Below are 24,907 nucleotides of genomic sequence, written 5' to 3'. Positions count from 1 at the left end.
TCGCTCCCGCCTAGCATTCGCTAGCTTTGAGCAGCTGCGACGCCACGTTGATATATTTGCGCCCCGCTTCCTGTGCCGCTGTGACGGCACCGGTCAGCGGCAGCGTACCCCGCACACTGGCAAGTTTGATCAGCATCGGCAGATTGACCCCTGCCACCACCTCGACATTCGCCTTGTCGAGAGTCGAGATCGCCAGATTGGAAGGCGTCCCACCGAACATGTCGGTGAGCAGCACCACACCCTTGCCTTGATCGCATTTCGCCACGGCGTCGAGAATTTCCCGGCGGCGCTGTTCCATGTCATCTTCCGGACCGATGCAGATCGCCGCGGCGGCGCTCTGTTTTCCAACCACATGTTCCAAGGCGGCGAGAAATTCGGCGGCAAGATTGCCATGCGTCACGAGGACGATGCCGATAAGTTGTGTTTGAACCACGCATACCCCCAATTCAACGAGCCGTTCCGGTCAGCACGCACCGGATCATGTCCGGGCGGCGACCCATGCGGCCAAAATCCCAAATCTCTCGCACCGGACGCAGATCGCTCATGCAAGAGGCCGACCCACATCCCGATGCCGCAGCGTGACCGACCGGCCGCGTTCCCGCAGCCATTCGGCCAACCGGCCGGCGACAAAGACCGAACGATGCCGGCCGCCTGTGCAGCCGATGGCGATGGTCAGATAGCTCTTTCCTTCGCCCTCATAGCCCGGCAAGAGGGGCCACAATAAGGAAGTCAGGGCCGCAAAGAAACCGGGGAAAGCAGGGTCCGCCTCGATCGCCCGCCCAACCGCCGCATCCTCTCCCGAAAGAGGCCTAAGTGCCAGATCATAATAGGGATTTTCCAGAAACCGCACATCGAAAACCAGGTCCGCTTCGCGTGGCAGGCCCTGCTTATAGGAAAAGGATACGATCGTGAGCGCCAGATCCGGGCGGGCGGCGAGGCCGAAATGCCCGATCAGCATGGTCTTCAAATCGCCGATCGCCGTGTCGCTGGTGTCCAGCACCAGATCCGCTTCCGCCCGCACGGCGCGCATCAGATTACGCTCGCGCCGAATGCCGTCGCTGACCGGCCGGTCCTGCGCCAGCGGATGACGTCTGCGCGTTTCGGTATAGCGCCGGCGCAGAACTTCATCGTCGCAATCCAGAAACACCAAGGTGACGCGGAAGCGTCGATCGGCCTTCAACCGCTGCACCAGATCGATGAACCCGTCGCTTGAGAAACCGCTGGTGCGTGAATCGATGCCAAGGGCAATCGGCTTGCTGAAATCCGGCAAGGCCGTTTGCGCCAGCCCATCCACCAGATGCGGCAGCAGATCGAGCGGCAGATTGTCGACCGCTTCGTAGCCGATATCTTCAAGGCATTTCAGCGCCGTCGAGCGCCCTGCTCCAGCCAGGCCCGTGACCAGCAGGATGTGGCGCCGTGTCGAGCGGGCCGACTTTTCCTGCTGCTCTGGCTCCGGCTGCGATGAACTGAGGCTGGTCATGGTGATGTTCGTTCCGGTCCCTTTCATTCCCGGCCCATTATAAGGCCCGGCCCGCATTTGACCGCAAGCCGCAGCTTGGCAGTGGCCGAGACCGCGAACGGATCCAGCGCCAGCAGCGGGATGGCGACACCAAGATAATCGGCTTCGCGGGATGCTGGAAGCCGGTCGATGGAATCCGGGGCCGCCATATCGATTACCCACGCCAATGCTTTGGGCTCAGTCACGTGCGGCACCGGCACCAGGCCCAGACCGCGCGCCTCGATCCGGCCACGCAGGTCCGCCGGCATGGCCGCGGGAGCACCAACGAACACCAGCTCGCCACGGCGCTGCAACTCCACCTGCTCGTCGCTGATCAACCGGGCACCTTCATCGATCAGGCGCAACGCCAGATCCGACCGTCCACTGCCGGATCGTCCGCGCAGCAGAATAGCCTGATCATTGATCGCCACCGCCACGCCGTCGATCCGCAGCCTTTGCCCGCTCGCGTCGCTTGTCGGCATGTCGCTCATTGGCATGCTGCTCATGCCACCAGCAGGGTCACAATGAAGCGCGCACCGACGATGCGCGCCTGGTCGTCCACGCGATTCTCAGCCCGCAGCGCGCCACCATAGGCCTCGACAATCTGCTTCGAGATCGAGAGGCCGAGGCCCGAATGCGTGCCGAACTTCTCGCCTTGCGGCCGCTCGGAATAGAAACGCTCGAAAATCGCGGTGAGCTTGTCGGGTGGAATGCCAGGACCATCGTCTTCCACCGTCAGCACCACCTGCCGGCCGGAACGCCGCACGGCGAGGAGGATCGTACCCTCGGGCGGGCTGAACGAGATGGCATTGGCCAGGAGATTGCGCACAACCTGACCCAACCTGCCCTCCGTTCCCAGGACAGCGAGATCATCATCTTCCGGCAAACGCGTCTTCAGGCGCGCGGCAGCTTCCTTGCCGGTCGCGGCATGAATGTCAGCCATCGCCAGCACCATGTCGCGCAATTTGACCGGCTCAGCTTCCGCCCGCGACATTTCCGCATCGATGCGCGAGGCGTCCGAAATGTCGCTGATCAGGCGGTCAAGGCGCTGCACGTCATCAAGGATGATGCTCATCAACTTTTTTTGCTGCTGCGGATCTTCAACCCGGGCCACCGTTTCCACGGCACTGCGCAAGGATGTCAGGGGATTCTTGATTTCATGGGCGACATCGGCGGCAAAACCTTCGATCGCATCCATGCGCCGCCACACGGCTTCCGTCATGTCGCGCAAGGCGCCGGAAAGATCGCCGATCTCATCTCCGCGCGCCGAAAGATCGGGGATGGTCTTCTGCCGCCCCTTGGCGCGGCGCACGCGGTCGGCGGCATCTGCCAATCTATGGATCGGCAAGGCGATCGTGCTGGCGAGATAAAGCGACAACAGGACGGTGACGCCCAGTGCGATACCGGACACGCCAAGAATGGTGAGGCGCGTATCGCGCAGGGTCGATTCGATATCATCACCTTGCTTGGTCAGCAGCAGGGCGCCAAGTACCTGGCGATAGCGCTGGACCGGCACGGCCGCGGAAAGGATCATCTTGCCCTTGCCGGCATCGCGCACGAAGGTGGCTGAATCGCCGCCCATCGCCTTGACGACTTCCTGATAGTCGGCAGCATTCTGTACGGCCGCTTCCTGATAAGGCTGCAGGATGCGGCTGCTGGGCAGGCGGTCGAAGATCCAATCATAGGCGCCGGCAACCCATTTCCAGACCATGCCGGCATCGGGATCGAGCGGTGGCAGGGGTGTCACCGTGACCACGCCGCCAGGGCCCGACAGCAGGAAACTGTCGGCGATCAGGGTGCCGTCCGGTGTGAACAGGCGTGCACGCGTCTTGGAAACGTCGACCAGGCGCCGGATCGTCTGGCGCGAAATTTCCGGCACCAGCTTTTCATCGCCCAAGGGGCCAGTGACGACGCCGCTCGCCGCCAGCGCGCCGGAGAACAGCGACCCTTCGGTCTTCAGCAATTCCAGTTCGGATTGCAGCAAGCTGTCGCGATAGGTCGGCAGGTACAGGAGACCCAGCACCGGCACCAGCAGCGCCATGATGTTGAGCACCAGGATGCGGCGGGTGAGCGGCGACTGCCACAGGCTACGGCGCGACGCTGGCAGGCGCTTGGATTTCGGCTTCTCCTCAGCGGGCGCTATCGACGTCGCGGGGACCGGCCGTGATGCCGGCGGTACCGCCGGGCTGAAATCGGGTTCGCTGCGCTTGGGTGCCACATCTGGTCCCGACCCACGGCGGCGCCAGAAGCCTTTTGGAGATTCGTCCTTGGCTGCCGCCCGTCCCGAAGACAAAGGCAAACGCCAGCGGTCGAGCTCGTCGCTGCGCGAGGCCTCGCTCATCGCCGGCGTCGCACAGCGTGCATATCAGTTCTCTTTGTAGCGATAGCCGACGCCATAAAGGGTCTCGATATGGTTGAACTCGCCGATCACGGCTTTGAATTTCTTGCGCAGCCGCTTGATATGGCTGTCGATCGTCCGGTCATCGACATAGATGTTTTCGCCATAGGCGGAATCCATCAGCTGGTCGCGGCTCTTCACATGCCCCGGGCGCTGCGCCAGCGCCTTCAGAAGCAGGAATTCGGTGACCGTAAGTTCGATCGGCTGCCCGTCCCAGGTGCACAAATGGCGCGTGGGGTCCATCATCAGCGGGCCGCGCAGCAATGCCGCCTCGCCGGTCTGGGCAGTGGAGTTGCGGCTTTCCTCGCGGCGCAGGATCGACCGGATGCGCTCAATGAGCAGGCGCTGCGAGAACGGCTTCTTGATGTAATCGTCAGCACCCATGCGCAGGCCCATGAGCTCGTCGACCTCATCGTCCTTCGACGTCAGGAAGATCACCGGCAGTGCCGAGGTCTTGCGCAGTTTTTCCAGAAGCTCCATCCCATCCATGCGCGGCATCTTGATGTCGAGGACAGCAAGATCCACCGGCTGGCTGGCAAGCCCACGCAGCGCCTCGGCCCCATCGCTATAAGTGCGCACGGCGAATCCCTCCGCCTCCAACGTCATGGTGACGGAGGTCAGGATGTTTCGGTCGTCGTCAACCAGCGCAATCGTCTGTGGCACGGGGCCCTCCTAGGCGTGGGAACAAGTATAGAATTCAGCAGGCCTTGCCAAGATTGACGCCAATGATGACAGAAATGGGGCGCAATCGGCACAATTGCTAGGCCGCTCAAGGATTTGCGTAGATTGTGGCAAACTCAGTGCAGCGCCTTATTGAAGCAGGCAAGAAATGACCGAAACGATTGATCCAAAAGACGAAATTCGCCGGTTGATGAACCTCCCCAAGGCCTATTTCGGCACCCTGGCGGCGCGCGAGGGCGGCAAATATCCTTTCGTCAGCCTCGTGGTGCCGGCGCTGGATGCTGAAGGGTGCCCTCTTTTGCTCCTCTCCGACCTCTCGGATCACGTGAAGAATCTGAAGGGTGACTCGAAGGTATCGCTGCTTTTTGACGGGACCGAAGGCCGCAAGGAACCGCTGACCGGCCCGCGTGTCACATTGCTGGGCGACATTGCCGTGACGGAAGACGCAGCCGCGCGCGCCGCCTACCTCGCCCGCCATCCGGAAGCCGAGCTCTATGTCGGCTTCGGCGATTTCCGCTTCTACCGCCTGACGGTTCGGGAAGCCCTGCTGGTGGCGGGCTTCGGCAAGATCCATCGGTTTGCCGGCAGCGATCTCTAGCCACCGAAAGAAAAACCCCGCTACCTGGCCGGCAGCGGGGCTTTTAATTCAGCAGATCCGTTCGGGATCAGGCTTTTTTGGCGAGCACCGAACCCTGGCGCTTGGCCATGAAGGCCTTGGCGGTTTCGACGGCCACGGCCGCGTCGCGGCAATAGGCATCGGCGCCGACCGAATTGGCGAAGGCTTCGTTGAGCGGTGCGCCGCCGACCAGCACGACATAGTCGTTGCGGATGCCCTTTTCGATCATCGCATCAACGACGACTTTCATATAGGGCATGGTGGTGGTGAGCAGCGCCGACATGCCGAGAATGTCCGGCTGATGCAGTTCGATGGCTTCCAGATACTTCTCGACGGCATTGTTGATGCCAAGGTCGATCACTTCGAAGCCAGCGCCTTCCATCATCATCGAGACGAGGTTCTTGCCGATATCGTGGATGTCGCCCTTCACCGTGCCGATGACCATCTTGCCGACCTTGGGCGCGCCGGTTTCGGCGAGCAGGGGGCGGAGGATGAACATGCCGGCCTTCATGGCGTTGGCAGCCAGCAGCACTTCGGGGACGAACAGGATGCCGTCGCGGAAATCGACGCCGACGATGCGCATGCCTTCGACCAGCGCCTTGGTCAGGATGTCATAGGGGGTCCAGCCACGGTCGAGGAAGATGCGGACCGCCGTTTCGATCTCTTCCTTGAGACCGTCATAGAGGTCGTCATGTACCTGCTGAACAAGCTCTTCGTCATTCAGCGTCGAAAGGTCAAGATCACCGTCATTGGCCATGGTCACACCTTCGCCTGTGGCATGTTGCATTCTGGAACCGGCGGCGACTGTGCACTGCCGATCCTAATCTCTCGTTAAGAGCCGGCGACAACCTGCCCGCTCATTCGAAATTTCGCAACAGGCGTAACGGCTTTCCGGAAATGGAGGCCGTGCCGCCGCGACACCCACTATCCGGGTAACGACAGGCTTTTCGCGCGAGCGCGTCATCCGCGGTCGATCAATCACCGGGTATCATCAAAGCAGGAGAAGAATTCATGTGAGTGCCCGAGGTCACTGCGCGCCCTCGGGGAGGCCCCCTCAGAGACAAGGTTGCGAGTCGCGTCGGCAACTTGTATATACAAGATAAGACAAGTGGGCGAAAAGCATGCCCGGAACGGCCTAATTTTGGAGATTTGTCATGGGAATGACTTTCACTCTCACCCCCGGCGACCTGTCCCTGGCAACCCTGCGGCGGGTCTGGCGCGAGGGTGAGCAGCTGGCGATCGACCCGAAGGCATTCCCTGCCATCGATGCGTCCGCCGCCACGGTCCAGGCCATTCTCGACCAGGGGAAGACCGCCTATGGCATCAACACCGGCTTCGGGTCCCTTGCCCATACCCGCATCCCCGACGATCAGGTGACGGAATTGCAGCGCCGCCTGGTGCTCTCCCACGCCGCCGGCACCGGCCCGCTGCTGGGTGACGAGATCGTCCGCCTGATCATGATCTTGAAGATCAACGGCCTGGCGCGGGGCTTTTCCGGCATTCGGCGCGAGGTGATCCAGGCGCTGGTGACATTGCTCAATGCGGAAGTCTATCCGCTCATCCCCTCGAAGGGATCGGTGGGTGCGTCGGGCGATCTCGCACCGCTGGCCCATCTCTCGCAGGCATTGCTGGGTGTGGGCGCCGTGCGCCATCGCGGTGAGGTGCTCCCAGCCACCGAGGGCCTGGCGCGCGCTGGCTTAAAGCCGCTGACCCTGGCCGCGAAGGAAGGCCTGGCCTTGCTCAACGGCACCCAGGTCTCGACGGCGCTTGCCGTCGCCGGCCTGTTCGCCGCCGAGGACGTATTCCTGGCCGGGCTCGGCAGCGGGGCGATGACGACCGATGCCACGCTCGGCAGCGACACGCCGTTCGATCCGCGCATCCATGCGATCCGCGGCCAGTTGGGGCAGATCGAGGTGGCCGCAGCCTTGAAGGCCTTGATGGATGGCAGCCCGCTCCGTGCCAGCCATGTCGATTGCGACCGCGTGCAGGATCCCTATTCCCTGCGCTGCCAGCCGCAGGTCATGGGCGCCATCCTCGACACGTTGCGCCATGCCGCGGGCGTCATCGGCCGCGAAGTCAATGCGGTGAGCGATAACCCGCTGGTCTTTGCCGAGCAGGGCGACATTCTGTCGGGCGGCAACTTCCACGCCGAGCCCATCGCCATTGCAGCCGATTGCATCGCCATTGCCGTGGCTGAAATCGGCGCCCTTTCCGAACGGCGCATCGCCATGCTGACCGATTCCCGTATGAGCAATCTGCCGGCCTTCCTGGTGCCGGAGCCCGGCCTCAATTCCGGCTTCATGATCGCCCATGTGACGGCGGCCGCCCTGGCTTCGGAAAACAAATGCCTCGCCCACCCGGCCAGCGTCGATTCCCTGCCGACCTCGGCCAATCAGGAAGACCATGTCAGCATGGCAACCCATGGCGCGCGGCGTCTGCTCGACATGACCGACAATACCGCCGGCATCGTCGCCATCGAGATCCTGTGTGCCGCGCAGGGCATCGACCTCAGGCGTCCGGTCGAAACCAGCCAGCCCCTGCGCCGGGTCATGGAGACCTTGCGGGCCAAGGTTGCCTTCTGGGATATCGACCGCGAAATGGCCCCCGATATCGCCGCTGCCAAGGATCTGGTGAACAGCTCGCTGTTCCACGAGATCACACCGCTGCGCGTGGTGGCTTGAGGGACTATGACGGCTGGGATTTCGGCTCGACCTTCAGCACGTGATCCATCTCGGTGAGGCTGAGGTTGAGATGCTCGTAGGCGATGGTGTGATCAACCGTCACACCATCGTTTGAGAGGGGAAAGACAGCAACCCAATAGGGCCGGTCGAGATCGGCCGTGCGGAACAGGCAGGTGCCGCCAATGGGCTGCTTCTCGCGCACGATCTCCTCATAGATTGCCAGCCAATCGGTATCGGTTTCGGAATCGAAACGCAGTTCGTCGAGATAGCGGCCGGTGAAATCGAAGCCGGCGCTGCGGGCGCAGGCCGTGCCAACAATGGTATATTTGACCCGAAGCGGCGCGTACTCGATCCGCGCCATGATGATCTGCGGCAGCAATTCCTTGATCTCGGCGGGATCGATATCAGCGCGAGACGGCATCAAGCGGCCAGCCCGCTTTCCCTGCCAATAGGTCTCCAACCGCGAGAGCGGCTCTGATTCCAGATCGGCAATCTGCGCAGCGCGGATCATGCAGCCCTGCCCCCGTTAAACCGCTTACGTAGCCAACTATCCCCTAAGGTGCCGACGACCGCAACCAACCCGATTGTTAGGATCAACCGCCCAACTGATTTTCGGGCATTGGCGCCATTTTGCCACGGCTGGGCCATGTTGCGGCCTGGCACCGGCTCGGTTAGAGAAGGCCAGCCTCTTTTCAGCACCGGATGCCAGCACATCATGCAAGCCTTCCTGGTTTCGACCGGTCTCGTCGCCCTGGCCGAGATCGGCGACAAGACCCAGCTCCTGGCCCTGGTCCTGGCCTCGCGTTTTCGCCGGCCCTGGGCGATCGTGGCCGGCATCCTGGTGGCAACCTTGGCCAATCACGCCCTGGCCGGCGCCCTCGGCCGTTGGGCAAGCGTCTTCCTCATGAACCATCTCGATCCCAATTGGATCCGCTGGGGTCTCGCCGCGGGCTTCGTTGCCATGGCCGCCTGGACCTTGATCCCGGACAAGCTCGACGATGACGACAAGCCGCAGAAAAGCTCGGCGGGCGCCTTCGTCACCACGTTGGTCGCGTTCTTCCTGGTGGAGATCGGCGACAAGACCCAGGTGGCGACCGTGGCACTGGCCGCGCGCTATCCCGATCTCGTTGCGGTGGTGGCCGGCACCACACTCGGCATGATGCTGGCCAATGGGCCGATCGTGCTGCTGGGCCATAAGCTTGCCGACCGGCTGCCGACCAGCGGTGTCCGCTACACGGCAGCAGCCTGCTTCCTGCTGCTTGGCATCTATCTCGCGATGGGGTCCGGCCCCATCGCTGGCTAGCGATCGCCGACCACCGTGAAGGTGATCACCATGTTGACCCTGTGTCCGTCTTCGGAGAGCGGCAGGAAGATTGTTTCCTGCGAGACCTGGAAACCGCCGGCGGCCGCATAGCGCGCCCAATCATAGACCATCCAGCCACCGTCGATGGTGAGGTTGTAGTTGCGCAGCGCCTCTTCCTTGCTGACGGCAAAGAATGCGTTTGCGACCTCATGGCCGGCATGGTTGAAGCCGCGCATCTCGACCTCGACCTGGCCCACCAGCCGGTAAACCAGCTTGCGCGGATTCTCGAAGACATCGATCAGCTGAATGCCGGGCAGCCAGTTCTTCATCTCGATGGGATCGAGATCGCGGCGGGCCGGCATCTTGCGCCCTTGCCGCTTGCTATCCCAGTAAGCAAAGAAAGCGCGCGTATCCGCGGTCGCCCGCAGCCGCATCTCGGTGACATCCGTGGTGCGCGGATAGGGTTCGAAGAAGCTGCTCATGAGGCGATGCTGAGATGATCGACGCGCCTCAAGCAGCGTCCTTGGCCAGATGATGCTGCAGCAGGATCAGCCGGTCATTGCCCCAGAAGACCTCGCCATCGACGACAAAGGTCGGCACACCGAAGGCCCCCGCCTCGACCGCAGCTTCGATGGTGCGGCGATGCAGCGCGTCGGTTTCCTTGTCGTCGATCAACGAGACGAGCTTGCTGCCGTCGAGCCCGGCTTCGTCGGCCAGGCGTATCAAATCATGGTCGGTGATGAGTGTCGCGCCAGCACCGAAGGCTGCATCGAACAGGCGGCGCGAATAGGCACCGACATCGCCGACGCGGGCGGCCGCCACCGCCGCCATGTTGATCCGCCGCCAATCAATGGCCTTCCAGCTCGGCTCGCGATAGGGGATGTTGTAGAAAGCGGCCCAGCGCGCCGCATCTTCCGACCGGTATTCGGGGAGATACTGCACCGACACCGCCTGATCCTTGAACGGCGTCAGGCCGCGGGCGCGCATCAGATCCTCACTGAGCAGCGGCCGCCAGCGAATGGCAACATGCCCGATGGCTTCCAGACGCTGCACCTGGCTTTGTGCCAGATAGCAATAGCGGCTGCCGATCGCATAGTAGAAGTCGACGATACGCGCCATGACGGGACGTCTCCGGCAAGTGAAGATCGGATGACAGATCTAATCTTTGGCTTCTGGGCGAAGAAGGTCAAGAGGCTGGCCGCGACCGTGCGCCTTCAAGAAAGCGTGACCGAAACCTGGCCGAGCCCAAGGAATTCCGCCATGATCGCATCGCCCGGCGCGATCTCCAGCGGCGTGATGCAGGTGCCGGTGGTGATGATTTCGCCAGCTTTCAGCCCGCTACCACGCATCACCCGCTCATTGGCCAGCCAGGTGAGCGCCAATCTCGGATCACCCAGGGCATTGGCACCCTTGCCCTCGGCAGCAATCTGCCCGTTCTTCAAAACGCGCACCGGTTGATTGGGAAGATCGATCTCCGCCCAGCTTTTGACCCCGGGGCTTTTGACCTTGGGACCGAGCACAAACCAGGACGCGAAAGCATCGTCGGCAACGATCTGCGCCGGGCCGATCGTGTCGAAGGGCTCGAAACGGGCATCGGGAATCTCGATGGCAAGATGGAGATCGGCGACGGCCGCACAGACCTCGTCCATCTCATACTTGCCTGTACGAGGACCGAGATCGCGGCCCATACGGAAGGCGAATTCCGCCTCGACCACGCGCATCTGCAAAGGTGCTGCCGGCAGGCTGGCACCATCGCGCAAGACGAAATCAACAAACAATCTTCCTGCGAGAGGCTCAGTGACACCGATATGCTTTTGGCCGGCGGCACTGGTGGCCGCAATCTTCCAACCAAAGATCGGCTGGCCAACAAATGCTGCCATGGCATCCTGCACGGCATAGCCATCGGCAAGGGTCGCCGGCTTGCAATCCGCCGGCAAGGCCGACAGGCGACTTTGCGCGAGGCGCGCGTCCCAGAGAATGCTAGCTGCTTTGTTGATTGCTGCCGCGTTCATAGCCATGTGCCCCTCTCATTTTGCAACCGCATCATAGTTGGCCAGCCTGCATCCGGTGACAAAAACGAGGCGCGCAAAGATGTGGGCAAATTAACATTTTTTCTGTTTTGCGAGAGTCCTGCGGAAAATACCACTCCGACTCCTATTTTTCTCGTGACCCTGATTTTTCTCGGATTGGGAAGTGGTAGGAGGTACAAGTTCAGCGGGTCTCGAAAAGGCTACGCTAGTGGCAACACACTTTATGGGATGCCGGGATACGCAAACGGCAATGCGCCGCCCACCTTCAGAAATCCTGGTTGAAATGTATTCTTTCCTTCGGCGGCTGCGAATACCTCGATCTTCTCGGTGGTAATCATCACCGCCTTGAAGGCCTGCCGAAATGTGACGAAATGGCCGGTCATTTGGCTATCGGCTGATGCCTTGCTTGAATAGGTAAATTGAGTGGACACTTCCTTTCGACCCTGTCGCAGCGTGTCGGGCGGCCCCAACATGGTCAACATATCGGTCGGAAGGGTATCTGTTGCTGGGTCGTGGTTGGAGTACCAGCGAACGAAGACACCACCTTGCTGCGGAATAATGCGCTTAGTTGATTCATAATGAAGCGCGAAAGCAAGCTTGGCGACGAACAACAGCATCGCGCTAGAGACAAGCGGCCCACCAACCCACAGTATCGCGCCGCCTCTTGAGGATTGACGCATCACTGCTTCACCGTTGGGACCGATGACTGTATCTCTGTGCATCTCAGCGATAAGGCCTGGGTGGTTCGAATGAACCTCACGCAGGAGCTTCGCTACCTCTAGTGCTCCGGCCTCTGTCTCGGGGTCTGGATAATGTCTGGAGATCAAGCTGGCGACCTGTTCAGCTAAACTACTACCCCGATTGCAAGCTTCGCAACTGGCGAACTCCAGGCCTTTGGGTCGCTGCCTGAATTCGAACATTGTGCGTGGTGGCATGTGGTCAAGTGTCACCGCTGGTGTGTCGCCACTGCAGTAAATACAAGAGGGGCACGCACCTAGAACTATTTCCCGGAGTTGCTGCTTCCGTTTGGCCTGTCCCATCGTGGCCGCCTTTATGACTGCGCGAAATCGGGGTCAGACACCAATTTCATGCAAATTACCATACGCCCGGTTCGGACTGTTGCCGACATCGTAGAGCACCTTTAACTCGCGCGTCAGCCCTTCGGTCGATGACATGGCCGATCTCGTGGCTGTAGACGCCGGGAAGTTGGTCCGGCGTCAGCTTGATCACTAGCCCCCCAAGACCGAAGAACAGCGTGGCGATATCGTCGTCTCGGCGCAATGAAAAGTCCCGTCAAGGCGGCCGCTCCTGCCTCAAGGGGCAGCGCAATAGCCGACGCTATCCTCGTATAGCAGGCAGTGAGTGCCACCAAGCTTGGCAATTTGTCGAAGTGATGCCGTCTATTTTCGTCCGGCGAGCTTCTTGTAGTCGTCGTAAGACCAAAGCGTTCCGGCACTGTCCACCATACCGTTTTGGGGCAACTGACCGATCACGTCGTTGTGCAGAGCACGTTCTCCATCCCAGACATAGATATCGCCTGTCGAATAATCTTTGGCCGCCCGCGCTGCACCACTCACTGACGCTTGACGAAATTCCGCCTCTGTCGGGTTTCGAAAAATATCGACCATTCCACCGCCCTTTGCCCATGATGGTGCGCGAATAAAATTATACCACATTCCGGCGCTGTTGGCTGGCAAGGTTGCCCGCGCTACTGGCGTGCCACCACCCATCACCACTAGAGCAAGGTTCAGCGCGTCCTCATCCGATATCGGGTAGCCATCTGCGGCAACACCGGGCGCCATGAAGGCCCGGGCTAGATCGTAAAGCGCTTGCGGCGCCGTCCATCGCGACACGTCCCAGGTCGGCGCCCCATCGACACCCCTTGGATCCGGTAGCAAGATCGTGCGCGGTATGTTCGGGGACATGCCAAAGACGCGTTCGACTTCCGCTTCCACCGGCGTCCTCGGACGTTTGGCTGGGGCGGCGCCGGACGTGCCGACGGCACCGGCGGCGGCACCTTCATCGACGCTGGCAGCAGCGGCTCGCCTGAGATTGTCGACATCGACCTTCTTCAAGTCGATCGGAACGCCTGCCTTGGCAAAGGCTGCATCGACACGCGCCAGGAGGTCGATGCAGCCTTTGCCAACAGGGCCTCGTTTTTCTGGCTTTTCTCGATGGCGGAAATGAGTTGCGGCAGGCGATTTTCAATCGCGGCAGTTTGCAGGATCGGTGTCCCGGCATCTGCGGCGGATTTTGACGAAGGTGCCGCAGACTTCTTCTTGCCATAACTCTGCGCCACCGCCTCATCGATCTCTGGATCATTGTCGTTGGTGACTATGGGCGCCACGTCGCTTTGGGCTGCGGTCTTCTCCGCCGCCAGCTTGCGCCGCAGGGCCTGGATTTCAGCGCTTTCTGCCGTGCCTTCGTTGGCAGCGTAAAAATAGCCGTCGTCATAGCCGCGGTAGATGCCGGGGATGCTAAGCGGGATGTCGCTGCCGTCGGCTGCCTTGGTGACTTGTTGCAGGCGTTGCTGCATCGGCATGGGCAGGGGATCGCCGTCATGCGCCTTGGCGGGGTCGATGCCGAAATTGGCGTAGTGGAGATTGAGGGCGTGGGCCTCGGCACTGTCCGGGCGCCCATGGGTCGTGCGGGGGGCATGGGGCCGGCCGAGGGGATGCTGGAGCGGCACCTTGGTCACGTCGACCAATTGTTCGACCGGTTTCGCCACCGCCCCCAGATAGACATCGAGCGCGTCCTGCCCTTGCGCCTGGTTGGCAGCGACGGCTGCTGTGGCTTTGTAGAGACGGCCGTCGATTTCGAAATGCCGGTCATCCGGTTTGCGGCCGGTGTCGCGGAAGGCTTTCTGGGTCGACCAGCCTGCCGGTTCCGCCTCCGCCCAGCGTTCCGGATCGATGCCCCGGTCATGGAGATGCTGGGCCAATTTTAGCTTTTGAGCGTATTCTTGCGTGATCTTTTCCGGCGCAAGCTGTTGTGATTCTTCGCTCTTTCGCGTGATACTTGCTGCACTGTTACTCGGTATTGGTCGATTCATCGCTGGACCTCCCACGGCTTGTTGTTACGTAAAATACAACACGCTAAAAGCCTAGGTCAACCACAATGTTCGTTATATGTTCTCATTCCTTGACTCTGCCGCCAATGAGAACAAAAAGGGGGTATGAACGACAACCGCCCCCTGCCTCGCCGCACGCTCCCTGCTCCGCCAGCCGCCCCTCCGGCGGGGTTGGCTGCTTTGCGGCGGCAGATCGCGTTGCTAGAAAAGGCGCCACATGGTGGGGCAGCACCTACCGGCGGCAACCTCCGTTGGGGACTTGCTGCCCTCGATGCGCATCTGCCGGGTGGCGGTCTGGCTGCGGGGGCCTTGCATGAGTTTGCCGGCCACGGGCCGGATCTGGAGGAAGCGAGCCTTGCTGCCGCCGCGGTCGCTCACCTCATCGGCCGCGGGCAATGTGACAATGGGCAGCGTGACAAGAGGCAGGGTAGCTTCCTGTGGATCGCCCGGCAGCGCGATCTTTATGCTCGCGCCTTGCCAGCACAGGGGCTCGATCCCGACCGGCTGCTGCATCTCCGCGTGAAGCGCAACGAGGATGCGTTGTGGGCGATGGAGGAAGCGTTGCGCTGTGCCAGCCTCGGCGCCGTGGTGGCGGAACTCACCACACTCGATCTCACGCAAAGCCGGCGCCTGCAATTGGCAGCGGAGAAGAGCGGTGTCCCTGCCCTGGTGATCCGTCGCGGTGGCCGCATCGATCAGCTGCGGCAGCTGGCGGCGCAACCGATCGCAGCCCTGACACGCTGGCGCATCGGCCCGGCATCCTCTCTGGGCGTCGCTGCTTTCCCGCATCCCGCTTTACCCGGCCCATCCCGCTGGCAGATCGAGCTGTGGCGCTGCCGCGGTGGGCGACCCGCAACCTGGCTGGTGGAGGAACATGATGATGGATGGCGAGAAGCGGCGATTCCTCAGCCTGTGGCTGCCCCGCTGGCCGACCGACCGCTGGTGGCGGCGGTATCGTCAACAGCGCCAGGCCCCAAGCGCGCAGCCGGCTGAGATGCCGCCGCTGTTGCTGGTGTACAGCAACGGCAATCTGCGCCTGGTGCATGCGGCCGACGATGTCGCCCTGGCGCGTGGCCTCTTTCCCGGCCAGCGCCTGGCGGATGCCTTGGCCTGCGTGCCGGAGGTGCTGGTGGAGCCGGCCGATCCCGAAGGCGATCAGGGCGCCCTCCATCAGCTGGCGCAATGGGCAACGCGCTTTTCGCCGCACGCGACACCCGATGCACCCGATGGCCTGGTCCTCGACATCAGTGGCTGCGGCCATCTGTGGCAGGGCGAAGACCGGCTGATGGCCGATGCAGTGGCACGGCTGACCGCGCAAGGCTTTCATGCGCGCGGCGCCATCGCCGGCACCATTGGTGCCGCCTGGGCGAGTGCACGGTTTGGTGGGGACCGCTCCATCATCCCACCGGGCAGCATATCGGCAGCGCTCGCTCGCCTGCCGGTGCGCGCCTTGCGGCTCGACGAGGGCACGGCCGTAGGGCTCGATCGCCTCGGCCTGCGGCGGATCGGCGATCTTTATCCGCTGCCGCGCGCGGATATCACCAAGCGGTTCGGCGCGCATCTCCTGGAACGGCTTGACCAGGCTTTGGGATATGCCGCGGAAAGTCTCTCGCCCCTGGCGCCCACGCCCGATCACCGGGTCAGCCTGGTCTTTGCCGAACCGATCGCGCATGCGGAAGCGATCGCGGAGGCGAGCGGGATATTGCTTGACCGCCTGCTGCGCGACTTGGAGACGCAGGAACTGGGTGTGCGGCGCCTCGGCCTCATTGCTCATCGCCTGGACAATGAAGCGCCAGGCCTCATCATCGGGACAGCGCGGCCCAGCCGCGATGCCAAGCATCTGCTCCGCCTCCTCACCGAGAAGCTGGACATGATCGACCCAGGTCCCGGCATCGAGCGCATGAGCTTGAGCGCCCTGGTCTCGGAAAAGATAAATGCGACCCAGGTCGATTTCGAGCGGCGCCAGGCCGCGGTGGCCGCGGCCGACCTTGCCCCTTTGGTCGACCGGCTGACCAATCGCCTCGGCGCCGGCAGTCTTGGCGTACCCCGCGCCATCGCCAGCCATGTGCCGGAACGTGCCGTCGCCTTCATGCCACCCTTGCAGAAGAAGCAGCCGCCCAACGATTGGGGGACGGATCTGCCACCGCGCCCGATCCGCCTTCTGACACCGCCGGAGCCGATCGATGCCATCGCCCCGGTGCCGGATGACCCGCCGCTCTCCTTCCGCTGGCGCCATGTGCAGCACCGCATCGCCAAGGCCGAAGGACCGGAACGCATCCGGCCGGAATGGTGGCAGGCGACAGATGACAGCCCAAGATCTCACGAGGGGGATACGCGCGATTATTACCGCGTCGAGATCGAGGATGGCCGCCGCTTCTGGCTCTATCGCAGCGGCCTTTACAGCCAGGAGACGACGCGGCCGCCGCGCTGGTTCCTGCATGGCATCTTTGCATGAGGGGATTCGCATGAGAGGTGGCCGCACGCATGAGCGGAAGGTCCTGCCCTTCCCGGCGGCGGCTGGCGCTGCCGATCGGGAGGCGCAGGATGTCGCCATCGATGCCGGCTATGTCGAGCTGTCAACGATGACCAATTACAGTTTCCTGGAAGCAGCCTCCCATGCCGATGAACTGGCACTGACCGCAGCAGCACTCGGCATGACGGCACTCGGTATCGCCGATCGCAATTCATTGGCCGGCATCGTGCGCGCGCATGTCGGCTGCAAGAAAGCAAACATCCGCCTCATCGTCGGCTGCCGCTTGAGCTTCCGAGACGCGCCGGACATCCTCGTCTATCCCATGGACCGCTTGGCCTATGGGCGGCTATGCGAATTATTGACCTTGGGCCGCAGGCGGGCGCCGAAGGGCGACTGTCATCTCGACTATGCGGATTTCGCGGTGGCGAAGGAGGGTTTCCTGGCAATCGTTGTGCCGTCCCTACCACCTGACCCTCTCAAAGCCTTCCTCCACCGCTTCCGCGCTGATTGCGGTGAGGCCGGCTACCTCGCCCTTACCCATTTCTACCGGGGTGACGATGTCAGGCGGCTCCGCACCTTGCAGCAGATCGCCGATGAGGTGGGGTTGCCGACCATCGCCATCAACGAGGTGCGCCACCATGCCCCGGCGCGCAAGGCCCTGTTCGATGTGCTGACCYGCGTGCGCCATCATTGCACCATCGACAATGCCGGATTCCTGCTGGAGAAGAATGCCGAGCGGCATCTGAAGCCGGGAGGCGAAATACGCCGCCTGTTCCGCGGCCTCGATGATTCCGTTGCCCGCACGGCCGAGATCGCCGCGCGCTGCACCTTTTCGCTTGATGAATTGAAATACGAGTACCCGGAGGAAGTGGTCACGCCCGGGGAAACGCCGCTGGAGAGTTTGAAGAAATTCACAGCAGCCGGGGCAAAGTGGCGTTATCCAAATGGTGTCACGCCAGACATTCAGCAGAAAATTGATCATGAACTGGCGCTGATCGAGGAACGGGATTACGCACGTTATTTTCTGACCGTTTACGACATCGTGCATGAGGCCGAGAGGCGCAATATTCTGCATCAAGGTCGCGGCTCCGCTGCCAATTCAGTCGTCTGTTATTGTCTCGGCATCACCTCCATCGACCCGATCGAAAGCAACCTGCTTTTCGAGCGCTTTATCAGCATGGCGCGGGATGAACCACCCGATATCGATGTCGATTTCGAGCATGAACGGCGCGAAGAGATCATCCAATATATTTATAAGAAGTATGGCCGCGACCGTGCCGGTCTCGCCGCGACGATCATCTGCTATCGCTCGCGTGCGGCCCTCCGCGACGTGGGACGCGCCCTCGGTATCTCCGACGATATCATCAACCGCCTGTCGAAAACCGTCTGGGGCTGGTCGGACGAAGGGCTGACGGACAATCAAATCCGCAATGCCGGGCTTGATCCCAGCGACCCTCGCCTGAAGCTTGCCGTGACATTAGCCGGCGAGCTCATTGGCACACCGCGTCATCTGTCACAGCATGTGGGCGGCTTTGTTATTTCCAAAGGACCGCTTTCCAGCCTGGTGCCGATTGAGAACGCCACGATGGCAGACCGCACGGTCATTCAATGGGACAAAGACGATCTCGATGCCGTCGGATTGATGAAAGTGGATATCCTGGCGCTTGGGATGCTGAGCTGCATTCGTCGTGCCTTCGGCTTCATCGAAAAATACTATGGCGAAAAATGGACCCTCGCCACCGTTCCGCAGAACAACCGGTTGACCTATGAAATGCTCTGCCGCGCCGATACCATCGGCGTGTTCCAGGTCGAGAGCCGCGCACAGATGTCCATGTTGCCGCGCCTCAAGCCGCAGAAATTCTACGATCTGGTGATCGAGGTCGCGATCGTGCGGCCGGGACCGATCCAAGGCGATATGGTGCATCCCTATCTGCGGCGGCGGAATAAACTGGAAACAGCCGATCCCCCCAAAGAGGAATTGCGGCCGATCCTCGACAAGACTGAAGGCGTCCCCCTGTTCCAGGAACAGGTCATGAAAATCGCCATCGTCGCAGCCGGCTTCACACCCACGGAAGCGGACGAGCTGCGCCGGGCGATGGCGACCTTCAAAAAGGTCGGCACGATCACGAATTACCGCGACAGATTTGTCAGCGGCATGCTGAAGAATGGATATAAAGCCGATTTCGCCGAAAACTGTTTCAAGCAGATTGAAGGCTTCGCCAATTACGGCTTTCCGGAAAGCCACGCCGCGAGCTTTGCACTCCTGGTTTATGTTTCTGCCTGGCTGAAATGCCATTACCCGGCAGTTTTCGCGGCAGCCTTGCTCAACAGCCAGCCGATGGGCTTCTACGCGCCGGCGCAGATCGTGCGCGACGCGGCCGATCACAGCGTTCGCATAAAGGGTGTCGATGTCAATCTCAGCCAATGGGACAATGATCTGGCGGTCGTTGGCCGTGGCCTCCGTGAGCATGCCTACGCCGAGGATTATGATACCAACCGCCACCTCGCCGCACACGGTCCGATCATGCGTCTCGGCTTCCGCCAGATCGATGGCGTGAAGCTCGACGATATGATGCGTCTCGTCGACGCGCGTGGCGGTGGCTATACCAGCATCGATGATCTATGGCGGCGTGCAGGGCTGACGCCAAAGACGCTCATCCGCCTCGCCGAAGCCGATGCCTTCCGCTCACTCGGATTGGATCGCAGGCAGGCCTTGTGGGCCGTAAAAGCCCTGGGCGAGGCACCTTTGCCGCTCTTTGCCGAAACAGAAGCCGATGACCTGCAACCGGCCTTACTGCCGGAAATGCCACTGTCGCAACATGTGGTCGAGGATTTCCAGACCCTGCGCCTGTCGCTGAAGCGCCACCCGCTATCCTTCCTGCGGGCGGTGCTCGAGCGGCGCGGTGTCCTGTCCTGCAACAAGCTCAGCAAATTGAAGAATGGCCAGCGTGTGTTCGTGGCTGGGCTGGTCCTGGTGCGGCAGCGGCCGGGAACCGCCAGCGGCGTCATCTTCATGACGCTGGAGGATGAAACCGGTATCGCCAATCTGGTGATCTGGCCGCGCATTTTCGGCGAAAGCCGCGCCATCGTCATGGGCGCAAAGCTAATGGCCTGCGTTGGCAAGGTGCAGATCGAAGGCAAGCCGCCCCACCAGGTCGTCCATGTGGTGGCCGACCGGGTGATCGACATGACCGACCTGCTGACCACCCTGCATGAAGGCAAAGGTCCGGCCCTCATCCCCCCCACCGCCCATGCCGACGAGGTGACCCATCCCAATGGCGGCGATCCACGGCAACGTGAAAAGCCCGGCCTTGTCATCCGTAGCCGTGATTTTCACTGAGAATCCTGCCCGAAAAGCATGAATATGATAGTTTCCAGGGGATTGGCGATCGGCTGGCGGCACCCCATATAAGCGCCATCGCCCATCTGGAGGCCCATCATGTTCAGTTTTGCCCGCAAGACCATCGAGATGCCCAGTGCCGACACGGCCCTACCCGGCCGCGCCACGGCCATGCAATTGCCCGACCCTCACCTCATCACGGGCCACAAGATGACACCGCCCTACCCCGCCGGCCTGGAAGTCGCCGATTTCGGCCTGGGCTGTTTCTGGGGTGCCGAGCGCAAATTCTGGCAGGTGCCAGGCATCTATGTCACCGCCGTCGGCTATCAGGGCGGCTTCACGCCCAACGCCACCTACGAAGAGGCCTGCAGTGGCCGCACCGGGCACACCGAGGCGGTGCGCGTGGTGTTCGACCCGGCCAAGGTGAGCTACGAAACACTGCTGAAGACCTTCTGGGAAAGCCACAATCCGACCCAGGGCATGCGCCAGGGCAATGATGTCGGCACACAATATCGCAGCGCCATCTACACCCATTCGACGGCGCAGCAGGATGCGGCACTGGCCAGCCGCGATGCCTATCAGGCAGCTCTTGCCAAGGCGGGGGTGCGCGACCCGATCACGACCGAGATTGCCGCGGCACCGCCCTTCTATTTTGCCGAGGATTATCACCAGCAATATCTCGCCAAGAATCCAGGCGGCTATTGCGGCCTGGGCGGCACGGGCGTGTCCTGCCCGATTGGCGTCGGGGTCAACGCTTAGGCGGCAAGGGCTGCCAGGAAGTTGCGGCAATAGGCTTCGGCCGTGCTCGTGAAGACGCGGGCACGGAGCCGCGCCATCCGGTCCTGGCGCTCGTCGAGCGGCATGATCAGCGCCTGATGCATGGCCTCGGTTATTTCATCGGGGTCGTAAGGGTTGACGATCAACGCCTCAGCCAGATCCTCGGCAGCGCCCGCAAAGCGCGAGAGCACGAGAACGCCTGGATCATTGTGATCCTGTGCCGCGATAAATTCCTTGGCCACCAGATTCATGCCATCGCGCAAGGGCGTCACCAGCCCAACCCTTGCTGCGCGATAGAATCCGGCCAGCATGGCGCGGCTCATGGGCCGGGTCATGTAACGCAACGGCACCCAGTCGAACTCGGCAAAGCGCCCATTGATGTTGCCGGCCTTGCGGTCCAGTTCGCGGCGCAAGGCCTGATATTCCGAAACATCTTCGCGGCTTTTGGCCGCGACCTGCAGGTAGCTCACCTTCTGCCGGTGTTCCGGAAACTTTTCCAGCAACTTCCCGAACGCCGTGAAGCGGTTCGGCAAGCCTTTGGAATAATCCAGCCGATCCACCCCGATCACCAGCGCGCGGCCTACCAGGCTGGATAACAAACGGCGCGTCTCAGTCGACCGTTCAGCCTTGGTCGCCATCGCGGCAAAGGCCCGCGCATCGATGCCGATGGGATTGGCAATGGCACGCGACGAGCCTTCGGCGGTCACCAGCACGCCATTGGCGTCCGGCTCGATGCCCAGCACCTGCTTGACCGCATCCAGATAATCGCGGCGATGCTCTTCCGTCTGCAGGCCGACGATATCGTAGGCCAGAAAGGCGCGCAGCAGCGTTTCACCCTGCGGCAAGGCCGCAAACAGGCTGGCCGGCACGAAGGGAATGTGCAGGAAGAAACCCAGGCGATTGCGAACACCCAGGCGGCGCAACTCGGCACCCAGCGGGATCAGGTGATAATCGTGAATCCAGACCACATCATCGGGCTGCAACTCCAAGGCCAGGGCCGCAGCAAAGGTACGGTTGACCGAGAAATAACCTTCGAGATCCTCGCGCTTGAAATCGATAAGGCCAAGACGAAAATGCAGCAGCGGCCACAAGGTCGAATTGGCATAGCCGACATAGAAGCGGTCGTAATCCTCCTGATTGAGATCGATGGTGGCGTAGGTGACGCCCTCCGCCTGAATTTTGCGGACGGGATTATGCGGCGATTTCGAAATGTTGCCACTCCAGCCGAACCACAGGCCGCCATCCTTCAACGCATCGGCGATGCCGATGGCAAGGCCACCAGCGCGTGGGCCGCGTTCAGTCGGCAATGGTACCCTGTTCGAGACGATTACGACGCGCGCCATAGACCCTCCTCCCAGCTCCGGCTCAAGCGCATGGCGGAGAGGATCATGCCAACCATAGAAAATGTCTGCGGAAAATTGCCCCAGAGCGTGCCGTTGATCCCGTCGAGATCTTCCGACAACAGCCCCAGATGATTGCGCTTGGCCAAGATGCGCCGGAACATTTCCTCGGCCTGTGGGCGACGACCGACAGCGACCAGCGCATCGATGAACCACCAGCTGCAGACCAGGAACGCCGTCTCAGGCTTGCCGAAATCGTCGGCCTCGTCATAGCGCATGATGAAGCCGTTATGCATGAGGCGCTTCTCGATCACATCCAAGGTGCGCAGAAAGCGCGGATCGCTGTAAGGCAGCAGCCCGATCTCCGGCAGCATCAGCACGGCCGCATCGCAAACCTGTGAATCGAAAGCGCCAGCCAGCCAGCCGTCGGTCGCTGACGTCGCGCGCTCGAGAATGGTGGTGCGCAAGTCGGCAGCCAGCTTCAGCCAGCGATCGCGATCCGCCGTTTCGCCCACCCTGCCGGCGATGAGGCCAAGCCGATGCAAGGCCGCCCAGCACATGGCAGCAGAGTGTGTGTGCACACCCGTGCGCTCGCGATACTCCCAGAGACCGGCATCGGGCGCCAAGGCGGACGCCGCAGCCAGATCACCGATCGGGCGCAATTGGCGATAGAGATCGAGATCACCGATGATGGGCAGCCGCTCGTCATAGAACATCTGGGCAGCGGTCAGAATGATCGAACCATAGCCGTCATGCTGGCGCTGGACCACGGCTGCATTCCCGATGCGGACCGGACCCATGCCCTGGAATCCCGCCAAGGAGTCGGCGGTGCGCTCTCGCACATCGCTGCCGGGCACGATCGGATAAAGCGGTACCTCTGGTGAGAAACCGGCATTCAGTACCGCGTTCAAGATGAAGCGTACGTGAATTTCCATGGTGCGCGTGGCGCCCAGCCGATTGAGCGCGGTGACGGTGAAATAGGAATCGCGCAGCCAGCAATAACGATAATCCCAATTGCGTCCGGAATTGGCTGCTTCCGGGACGGATGTAGTGAGGGCCGCAACGATGGCACCGGTATCCTCAAAGGTGCACAGCTTCAAGGTGATGGCAGCACGGATGACGGCTTCCTGGAAGTCGAACGGTACCGCCAGATCGCGCACCCAATCGCGCCAATAGGTGATTGTCTGGTCGAGGAAATCGCTGACCAGGGCCTGTGGCGTCTCCGGCACCGGATCGTCGCCGCCGAAGATCAGATTGACCGGCCGGTCGAGCATGAATTCGACCTCGTCGGCAAGATAGCTGACGGGCATATCGGTTGTGACGCGCAAGGTCGCATCACCCGCAATGAAGCGCAGATGATTGCTGCCGACCACCACCCGCGGCGCGGTCGCGCCATAATCGAAGGTCGGCCGCACGCGCACCGTGACGTTGCAGCGCCCTGCCACGGGTTCGATGCGGCGGATCAACATCGGCGGACAGAAGAAACGGCCAAAGCGCATGAAGCGCGGGGCAAAATCGGTGACCCGGCAGATACCGCCGTTGGCGTCGGTGAAAATGGTCTCCAATACCGCCGTGTTGCGATGATAGGTCTGCGTCGTGGTCACTATGTCGCGAACGACAATATCGGCAAAACCACTCGCGGGCTCGACACCATTCACCAGGGCGTTGAACAGCGGGTCACCATCAAAGCGGGGAAAGCAGAACCATTGATGCCGGCCGCCAAGATCGACCAGGCTGGCGACCGTTCCGTTCCCGATGATACCCAGATCCAACTGCGCCATTCAGATACCTGCCATTCAAATACCAGGCACTCATATGCCTGTTTGCATTGTGCTGCCCTCGCAGGCAGCAAGATCCGTCAACCACGCGCGCACCCGCGCCGGTTCGCCGTCAAAAGCTTCCGGGACCCGCAACCCGATCCCGTCCAACTGATGCGCCATGCTGATCGCATCTTCGTCGGTCACGTCGTCGCCGATGAAGAGCGGGCGGCGCCCACGAAAAGGATCCGCAGCCATCAGACTGGCAAGCGCGTTCCCCTTGTTGATCGACCGGTGCCGCAATTCGCGCGCCAGCAAGGCCGGCAACACCTGGAACGCAGCGTCGACCTCGATGAAACTCTCAAGCAGTGCCATGACCGGAATTGCGGCACCAAGATTGGCGCGGTAGTGAACAGCAACACCGTGGGACTTTTCCTCGACCAGGACGCCCGGCCAATTTTCCGACTGCGCATGGATGATCTCGCGCCAATGTGCCGGCACGACCGTCTCCGGTCCGGCTTCCGCTATGTCACCACTTGGCAGGCGCAGGACGGCCCCATGTTCACCCCCCGCCGCCACTAAAAGTGGGTGCAGCAGGCGGTCGATGGTGCGGAGCGACCGGCCGGACAGGATCGCCATCGCCCCCGAGAGCCGCGTGCGGAGTGCTGCCAGCGTCTCGACCAGGTGCTTTGGAACGAAGACGGAATCAGGCGACGCCGCAACATCAAGCAGCGTGCCATCCAGATCCAGAAACAATGCCCAATCGTTGAAGTTGATCAGATCGGGCTTCGGGGGAAGGTTGTGGCCTCGCTGCAACATCATCGAAAAATATTATTCATAGCCATACCAAGGGGTTCATCGGTGCAAGCCATTGAAAAACGGCTTATCCGGTTCTAAACACCAGATTCGGAGGCCGGTTCCCCTTTGCCGCCCCAGGGATGCC

The 24,907-nt window shown here is 61.8% G+C and carries 23 protein-coding genes; 7 read left to right on the top strand and 16 right to left on the bottom strand.

Annotated elements, in window-relative coordinates; genetic code table 11:
* Window positions 1-10 precede the first annotated feature (10 nt).
* The 5 genes from AC1DWZ_RS01390 to AC1DWZ_RS01370 form a co-directional block, all read right to left on the bottom strand.
* Window positions 11-433, bottom strand: a complete 423-nt coding sequence (locus tag AC1DWZ_RS01390; protein WP_477167071.1) for a PTS sugar transporter subunit IIA — start codon at window positions 431-433, stop codon at window positions 11-13.
* Between the two features lie 108 nt (window positions 434-541).
* Window positions 542-1,507 carry an RNase adapter RapZ gene (rapZ, locus tag AC1DWZ_RS01385; protein ID WP_477167070.1) on the bottom strand — a complete coding sequence of 322 codons (966 nt, stop codon included), beginning with the start codon at window positions 1,505-1,507 and terminating at the stop codon, window positions 542-544.
* Window positions 1,504-1,989: an HPr kinase/phosphorylase gene (locus AC1DWZ_RS01380; RefSeq protein WP_477167069.1), complete on the bottom strand. Its 486-nt coding sequence runs from the start codon at window positions 1,987-1,989 to the stop codon at window positions 1,504-1,506. The genes rapZ and AC1DWZ_RS01380 overlap by 4 nt, the downstream gene beginning before the upstream one ends.
* A gap of 11 nt (window positions 1,990-2,000) precedes the next feature.
* On the bottom strand, window positions 2,001-3,839 hold the full coding sequence (locus tag AC1DWZ_RS01375) for a stimulus-sensing domain-containing protein (RefSeq protein WP_477167068.1): 1,839 nt from the start codon (window positions 3,837-3,839) through the stop codon (window positions 2,001-2,003).
* Window positions 3,840-3,863: 24 nt separating this feature from the next.
* Window positions 3,864-4,559, bottom strand: a complete 696-nt coding sequence (locus AC1DWZ_RS01370) for a response regulator transcription factor (RefSeq protein WP_477167067.1) — start codon at window positions 4,557-4,559, stop codon at window positions 3,864-3,866.
* A gap of 166 nt (window positions 4,560-4,725) precedes the next feature.
* Here AC1DWZ_RS01370 and AC1DWZ_RS01365 point away from each other — a divergent pair, with 166 nt between their 5' ends.
* Complete coding sequence (locus AC1DWZ_RS01365; RefSeq protein WP_477167066.1) at window positions 4,726-5,175, top strand: pyridoxamine 5'-phosphate oxidase family protein; 450 nt, start codon at window positions 4,726-4,728, stop codon at window positions 5,173-5,175.
* Window positions 5,176-5,242: 67 nt separating this feature from the next.
* Here AC1DWZ_RS01365 and AC1DWZ_RS01360 read toward each other — a convergent pair whose 3' ends face one another.
* A complete protein-coding gene (locus AC1DWZ_RS01360) occupies window positions 5,243-5,980 on the bottom strand; it encodes a corrinoid protein (RefSeq protein WP_477167065.1) in 738 nt (245 codons plus the stop codon).
* 367 nt (window positions 5,981-6,347) lie between these two features.
* Here AC1DWZ_RS01360 and hutH point away from each other — a divergent pair, with 367 nt between their 5' ends.
* Window positions 6,348-7,874 (top strand): histidine ammonia-lyase, encoded by a 1,527-nt coding sequence (gene hutH, locus AC1DWZ_RS01355; protein ID WP_477167064.1) that lies wholly within the window; start codon window positions 6,348-6,350, stop codon window positions 7,872-7,874.
* A 4-nt stretch (window positions 7,875-7,878) separates the two neighbouring features.
* On the opposite strand, the gene AC1DWZ_RS01350 is transcribed toward hutH, so the two are convergent.
* The gene (locus AC1DWZ_RS01350) at window positions 7,879-8,385 is read right to left on the bottom strand and encodes a PAS domain-containing protein (protein ID WP_477167063.1); all 507 of its coding nucleotides are present in this window, start codon (window positions 8,383-8,385) and stop codon (window positions 7,879-7,881) included.
* A 204-nt stretch (window positions 8,386-8,589) separates the two neighbouring features.
* Between AC1DWZ_RS01350 and AC1DWZ_RS01345 the strand changes: the two genes are divergently transcribed.
* Window positions 8,590-9,177 (top strand): TMEM165/GDT1 family protein, encoded by a 588-nt coding sequence (locus tag AC1DWZ_RS01345; RefSeq protein WP_477167062.1) that lies wholly within the window; start codon window positions 8,590-8,592, stop codon window positions 9,175-9,177.
* Here the strand turns inward: AC1DWZ_RS01345 and AC1DWZ_RS01340 are convergent.
* The 6 genes from AC1DWZ_RS01340 to AC1DWZ_RS01315 all read right to left on the bottom strand — a co-directional run bounded on the left by AC1DWZ_RS01340 (window position 9,174) and on the right by AC1DWZ_RS01315 (window position 14,148).
* Window positions 9,174-9,659 (bottom strand): PAS domain-containing protein, encoded by a 486-nt coding sequence (locus tag AC1DWZ_RS01340; protein ID WP_477167061.1) that lies wholly within the window; start codon window positions 9,657-9,659, stop codon window positions 9,174-9,176. The genes AC1DWZ_RS01345 and AC1DWZ_RS01340 overlap by 4 nt on opposite strands.
* Before the next feature lie 28 nt (window positions 9,660-9,687).
* Window positions 9,688-10,296 carry a DsbA family protein gene (locus AC1DWZ_RS01335; protein WP_477167060.1) on the bottom strand — a complete coding sequence of 203 codons (609 nt, stop codon included), beginning with the start codon at window positions 10,294-10,296 and terminating at the stop codon, window positions 9,688-9,690.
* A 95-nt stretch (window positions 10,297-10,391) separates the two neighbouring features.
* The gene (locus AC1DWZ_RS01330) at window positions 10,392-11,195 is read right to left on the bottom strand and encodes a 2-keto-4-pentenoate hydratase (RefSeq protein ID WP_477167059.1); all 804 of its coding nucleotides are present in this window, start codon (window positions 11,193-11,195) and stop codon (window positions 10,392-10,394) included.
* A 233-nt stretch (window positions 11,196-11,428) separates the two neighbouring features.
* A complete protein-coding gene (locus tag AC1DWZ_RS01325) occupies window positions 11,429-11,887 on the bottom strand; it encodes a hypothetical protein (RefSeq protein ID WP_477167058.1) in 459 nt (152 codons plus the stop codon).
* Window positions 11,888-12,607: 720 nt separating this feature from the next.
* Complete coding sequence (locus tag AC1DWZ_RS01320; RefSeq protein WP_477167057.1) at window positions 12,608-13,282, bottom strand: hypothetical protein; 675 nt, start codon at window positions 13,280-13,282, stop codon at window positions 12,608-12,610.
* A complete protein-coding gene (locus AC1DWZ_RS01315; protein ID WP_477167056.1) occupies window positions 13,279-14,148 on the bottom strand; it encodes a hypothetical protein in 870 nt (289 codons plus the stop codon). The genes AC1DWZ_RS01320 and AC1DWZ_RS01315 overlap by 4 nt, the downstream gene beginning before the upstream one ends.
* 309 nt (window positions 14,149-14,457) lie before the next feature.
* Between AC1DWZ_RS01315 and AC1DWZ_RS01310 the strand changes: the two genes are divergently transcribed.
* From AC1DWZ_RS01310 to msrA, 4 genes are all read left to right on the top strand, one after another.
* Window positions 14,458-15,270, top strand: coding sequence for an ImuA family protein (locus AC1DWZ_RS01310; protein ID WP_477167055.1), 813 nt, complete (start codon window positions 14,458-14,460; stop codon window positions 15,268-15,270).
* Window positions 15,152-16,732, top strand: coding sequence for a Y-family DNA polymerase (locus AC1DWZ_RS01305; protein ID WP_477167054.1), 1,581 nt, complete (start codon window positions 15,152-15,154; stop codon window positions 16,730-16,732). Before AC1DWZ_RS01310 ends, AC1DWZ_RS01305 begins: the two co-directional genes overlap by 119 nt.
* A 10-nt stretch (window positions 16,733-16,742) precedes the next feature.
* Window positions 16,743-20,090 (top strand): error-prone DNA polymerase, encoded by a 3,348-nt coding sequence (locus tag AC1DWZ_RS01300; RefSeq protein WP_477167053.1) that lies wholly within the window; start codon window positions 16,743-16,745, stop codon window positions 20,088-20,090.
* 99 nt (window positions 20,091-20,189) lie between these two features.
* Window positions 20,190-20,849: a peptide-methionine (S)-S-oxide reductase MsrA gene (msrA, locus tag AC1DWZ_RS01295; RefSeq protein WP_477167052.1), complete on the top strand. Its 660-nt coding sequence runs from the start codon at window positions 20,190-20,192 to the stop codon at window positions 20,847-20,849.
* On the opposite strand, the gene AC1DWZ_RS01290 is transcribed toward msrA, so the two are convergent.
* From AC1DWZ_RS01290 to otsB, 3 genes are read right to left on the bottom strand one after another with little or no spacing between them, the layout of a single operon-like run.
* On the bottom strand, window positions 20,846-22,210 hold the full coding sequence (locus AC1DWZ_RS01290; protein WP_477167051.1) for an alpha,alpha-trehalose-phosphate synthase (UDP-forming): 1,365 nt from the start codon (window positions 22,208-22,210) through the stop codon (window positions 20,846-20,848). The genes msrA and AC1DWZ_RS01290 overlap by 4 nt on opposite strands.
* Complete coding sequence (locus AC1DWZ_RS01285; RefSeq protein ID WP_477167050.1) at window positions 22,195-23,988, bottom strand: glycoside hydrolase family 15 protein; 1,794 nt, start codon at window positions 23,986-23,988, stop codon at window positions 22,195-22,197. Before AC1DWZ_RS01285 ends, AC1DWZ_RS01290 begins: the two co-directional genes overlap by 16 nt.
* A 30-nt stretch (window positions 23,989-24,018) precedes the next feature.
* Window positions 24,019-24,786, bottom strand: coding sequence for a trehalose-phosphatase (otsB, locus tag AC1DWZ_RS01280; protein WP_477167049.1), 768 nt, complete (start codon window positions 24,784-24,786; stop codon window positions 24,019-24,021).
* Between the last annotated feature and the right edge of the window lie 121 nt (window positions 24,787-24,907).

The organism is Dongia sp. P2_B8 (genome assembly GCF_056404715.1).
Note: the sequence above shows the minus strand (reverse complement) of the source record. Positions and strands in the feature narration are given on the sequence as shown.

What these genes read in the sequence shown, in the direction of transcription:
- AC1DWZ_RS01330 (WP_477167059.1), bottom strand. Translation starts at nt 11,195, where the DNA reads ATGGCTATGAACGCGGCAGCAATCAACAAAGCAGCTAGCATTCTCTGG.
- AC1DWZ_RS01305 (WP_477167054.1), top strand. Translation starts at nt 15,152, where the DNA reads ATGATGATGGATGGCGAGAAGCGGCGATTCCTCAGCCTGTGGCTGCCC.
- AC1DWZ_RS01365 (WP_477167066.1), top strand. Translation starts at nt 4,726, where the DNA reads ATGACCGAAACGATTGATCCAAAAGACGAAATTCGCCGGTTGATGAAC.
- AC1DWZ_RS01375 (WP_477167068.1), bottom strand. Translation starts at nt 3,839, where the DNA reads ATGAGCGAGGCCTCGCGCAGCGACGAGCTCGACCGCTGGCGTTTGCCT.
- AC1DWZ_RS01360 (WP_477167065.1), bottom strand. Translation starts at nt 5,980, where the DNA reads ATGCAACATGCCACAGGCGAAGGTGTGACCATGGCCAATGACGGTGAT.
- AC1DWZ_RS01325 (WP_477167058.1), bottom strand. Translation starts at nt 11,887, where the DNA reads ATGCGTCAATCCTCAAGAGGCGGCGCGATACTGTGGGTTGGTGGGCCG.
- AC1DWZ_RS01340 (WP_477167061.1), bottom strand. Translation starts at nt 9,659, where the DNA reads ATGAGCAGCTTCTTCGAACCCTATCCGCGCACCACGGATGTCACCGAG.
- AC1DWZ_RS01350 (WP_477167063.1), bottom strand. Translation starts at nt 8,385, where the DNA reads ATGATCCGCGCTGCGCAGATTGCCGATCTGGAATCAGAGCCGCTCTCG.
- hutH (WP_477167064.1), top strand. Translation starts at nt 6,348, where the DNA reads ATGGGAATGACTTTCACTCTCACCCCCGGCGACCTGTCCCTGGCAACC.
- msrA (WP_477167052.1), top strand. Translation starts at nt 20,190, where the DNA reads ATGTTCAGTTTTGCCCGCAAGACCATCGAGATGCCCAGTGCCGACACG.
- AC1DWZ_RS01345 (WP_477167062.1), top strand. Translation starts at nt 8,590, where the DNA reads ATGCAAGCCTTCCTGGTTTCGACCGGTCTCGTCGCCCTGGCCGAGATC.
- AC1DWZ_RS01285 (WP_477167050.1), bottom strand. Translation starts at nt 23,988, where the DNA reads ATGGCGCAGTTGGATCTGGGTATCATCGGGAACGGAACGGTCGCCAGC.
- otsB (WP_477167049.1), bottom strand. Translation starts at nt 24,786, where the DNA reads ATGATGTTGCAGCGAGGCCACAACCTTCCCCCGAAGCCCGATCTGATC.
- AC1DWZ_RS01290 (WP_477167051.1), bottom strand. Translation starts at nt 22,210, where the DNA reads ATGGCGCGCGTCGTAATCGTCTCGAACAGGGTACCATTGCCGACTGAA.
- rapZ (WP_477167070.1), bottom strand. Translation starts at nt 1,507, where the DNA reads ATGAAAGGGACCGGAACGAACATCACCATGACCAGCCTCAGTTCATCG.
- AC1DWZ_RS01380 (WP_477167069.1), bottom strand. Translation starts at nt 1,989, where the DNA reads ATGAGCGACATGCCGACAAGCGACGCGAGCGGGCAAAGGCTGCGGATC.
- AC1DWZ_RS01335 (WP_477167060.1), bottom strand. Translation starts at nt 10,296, where the DNA reads ATGGCGCGTATCGTCGACTTCTACTATGCGATCGGCAGCCGCTATTGC.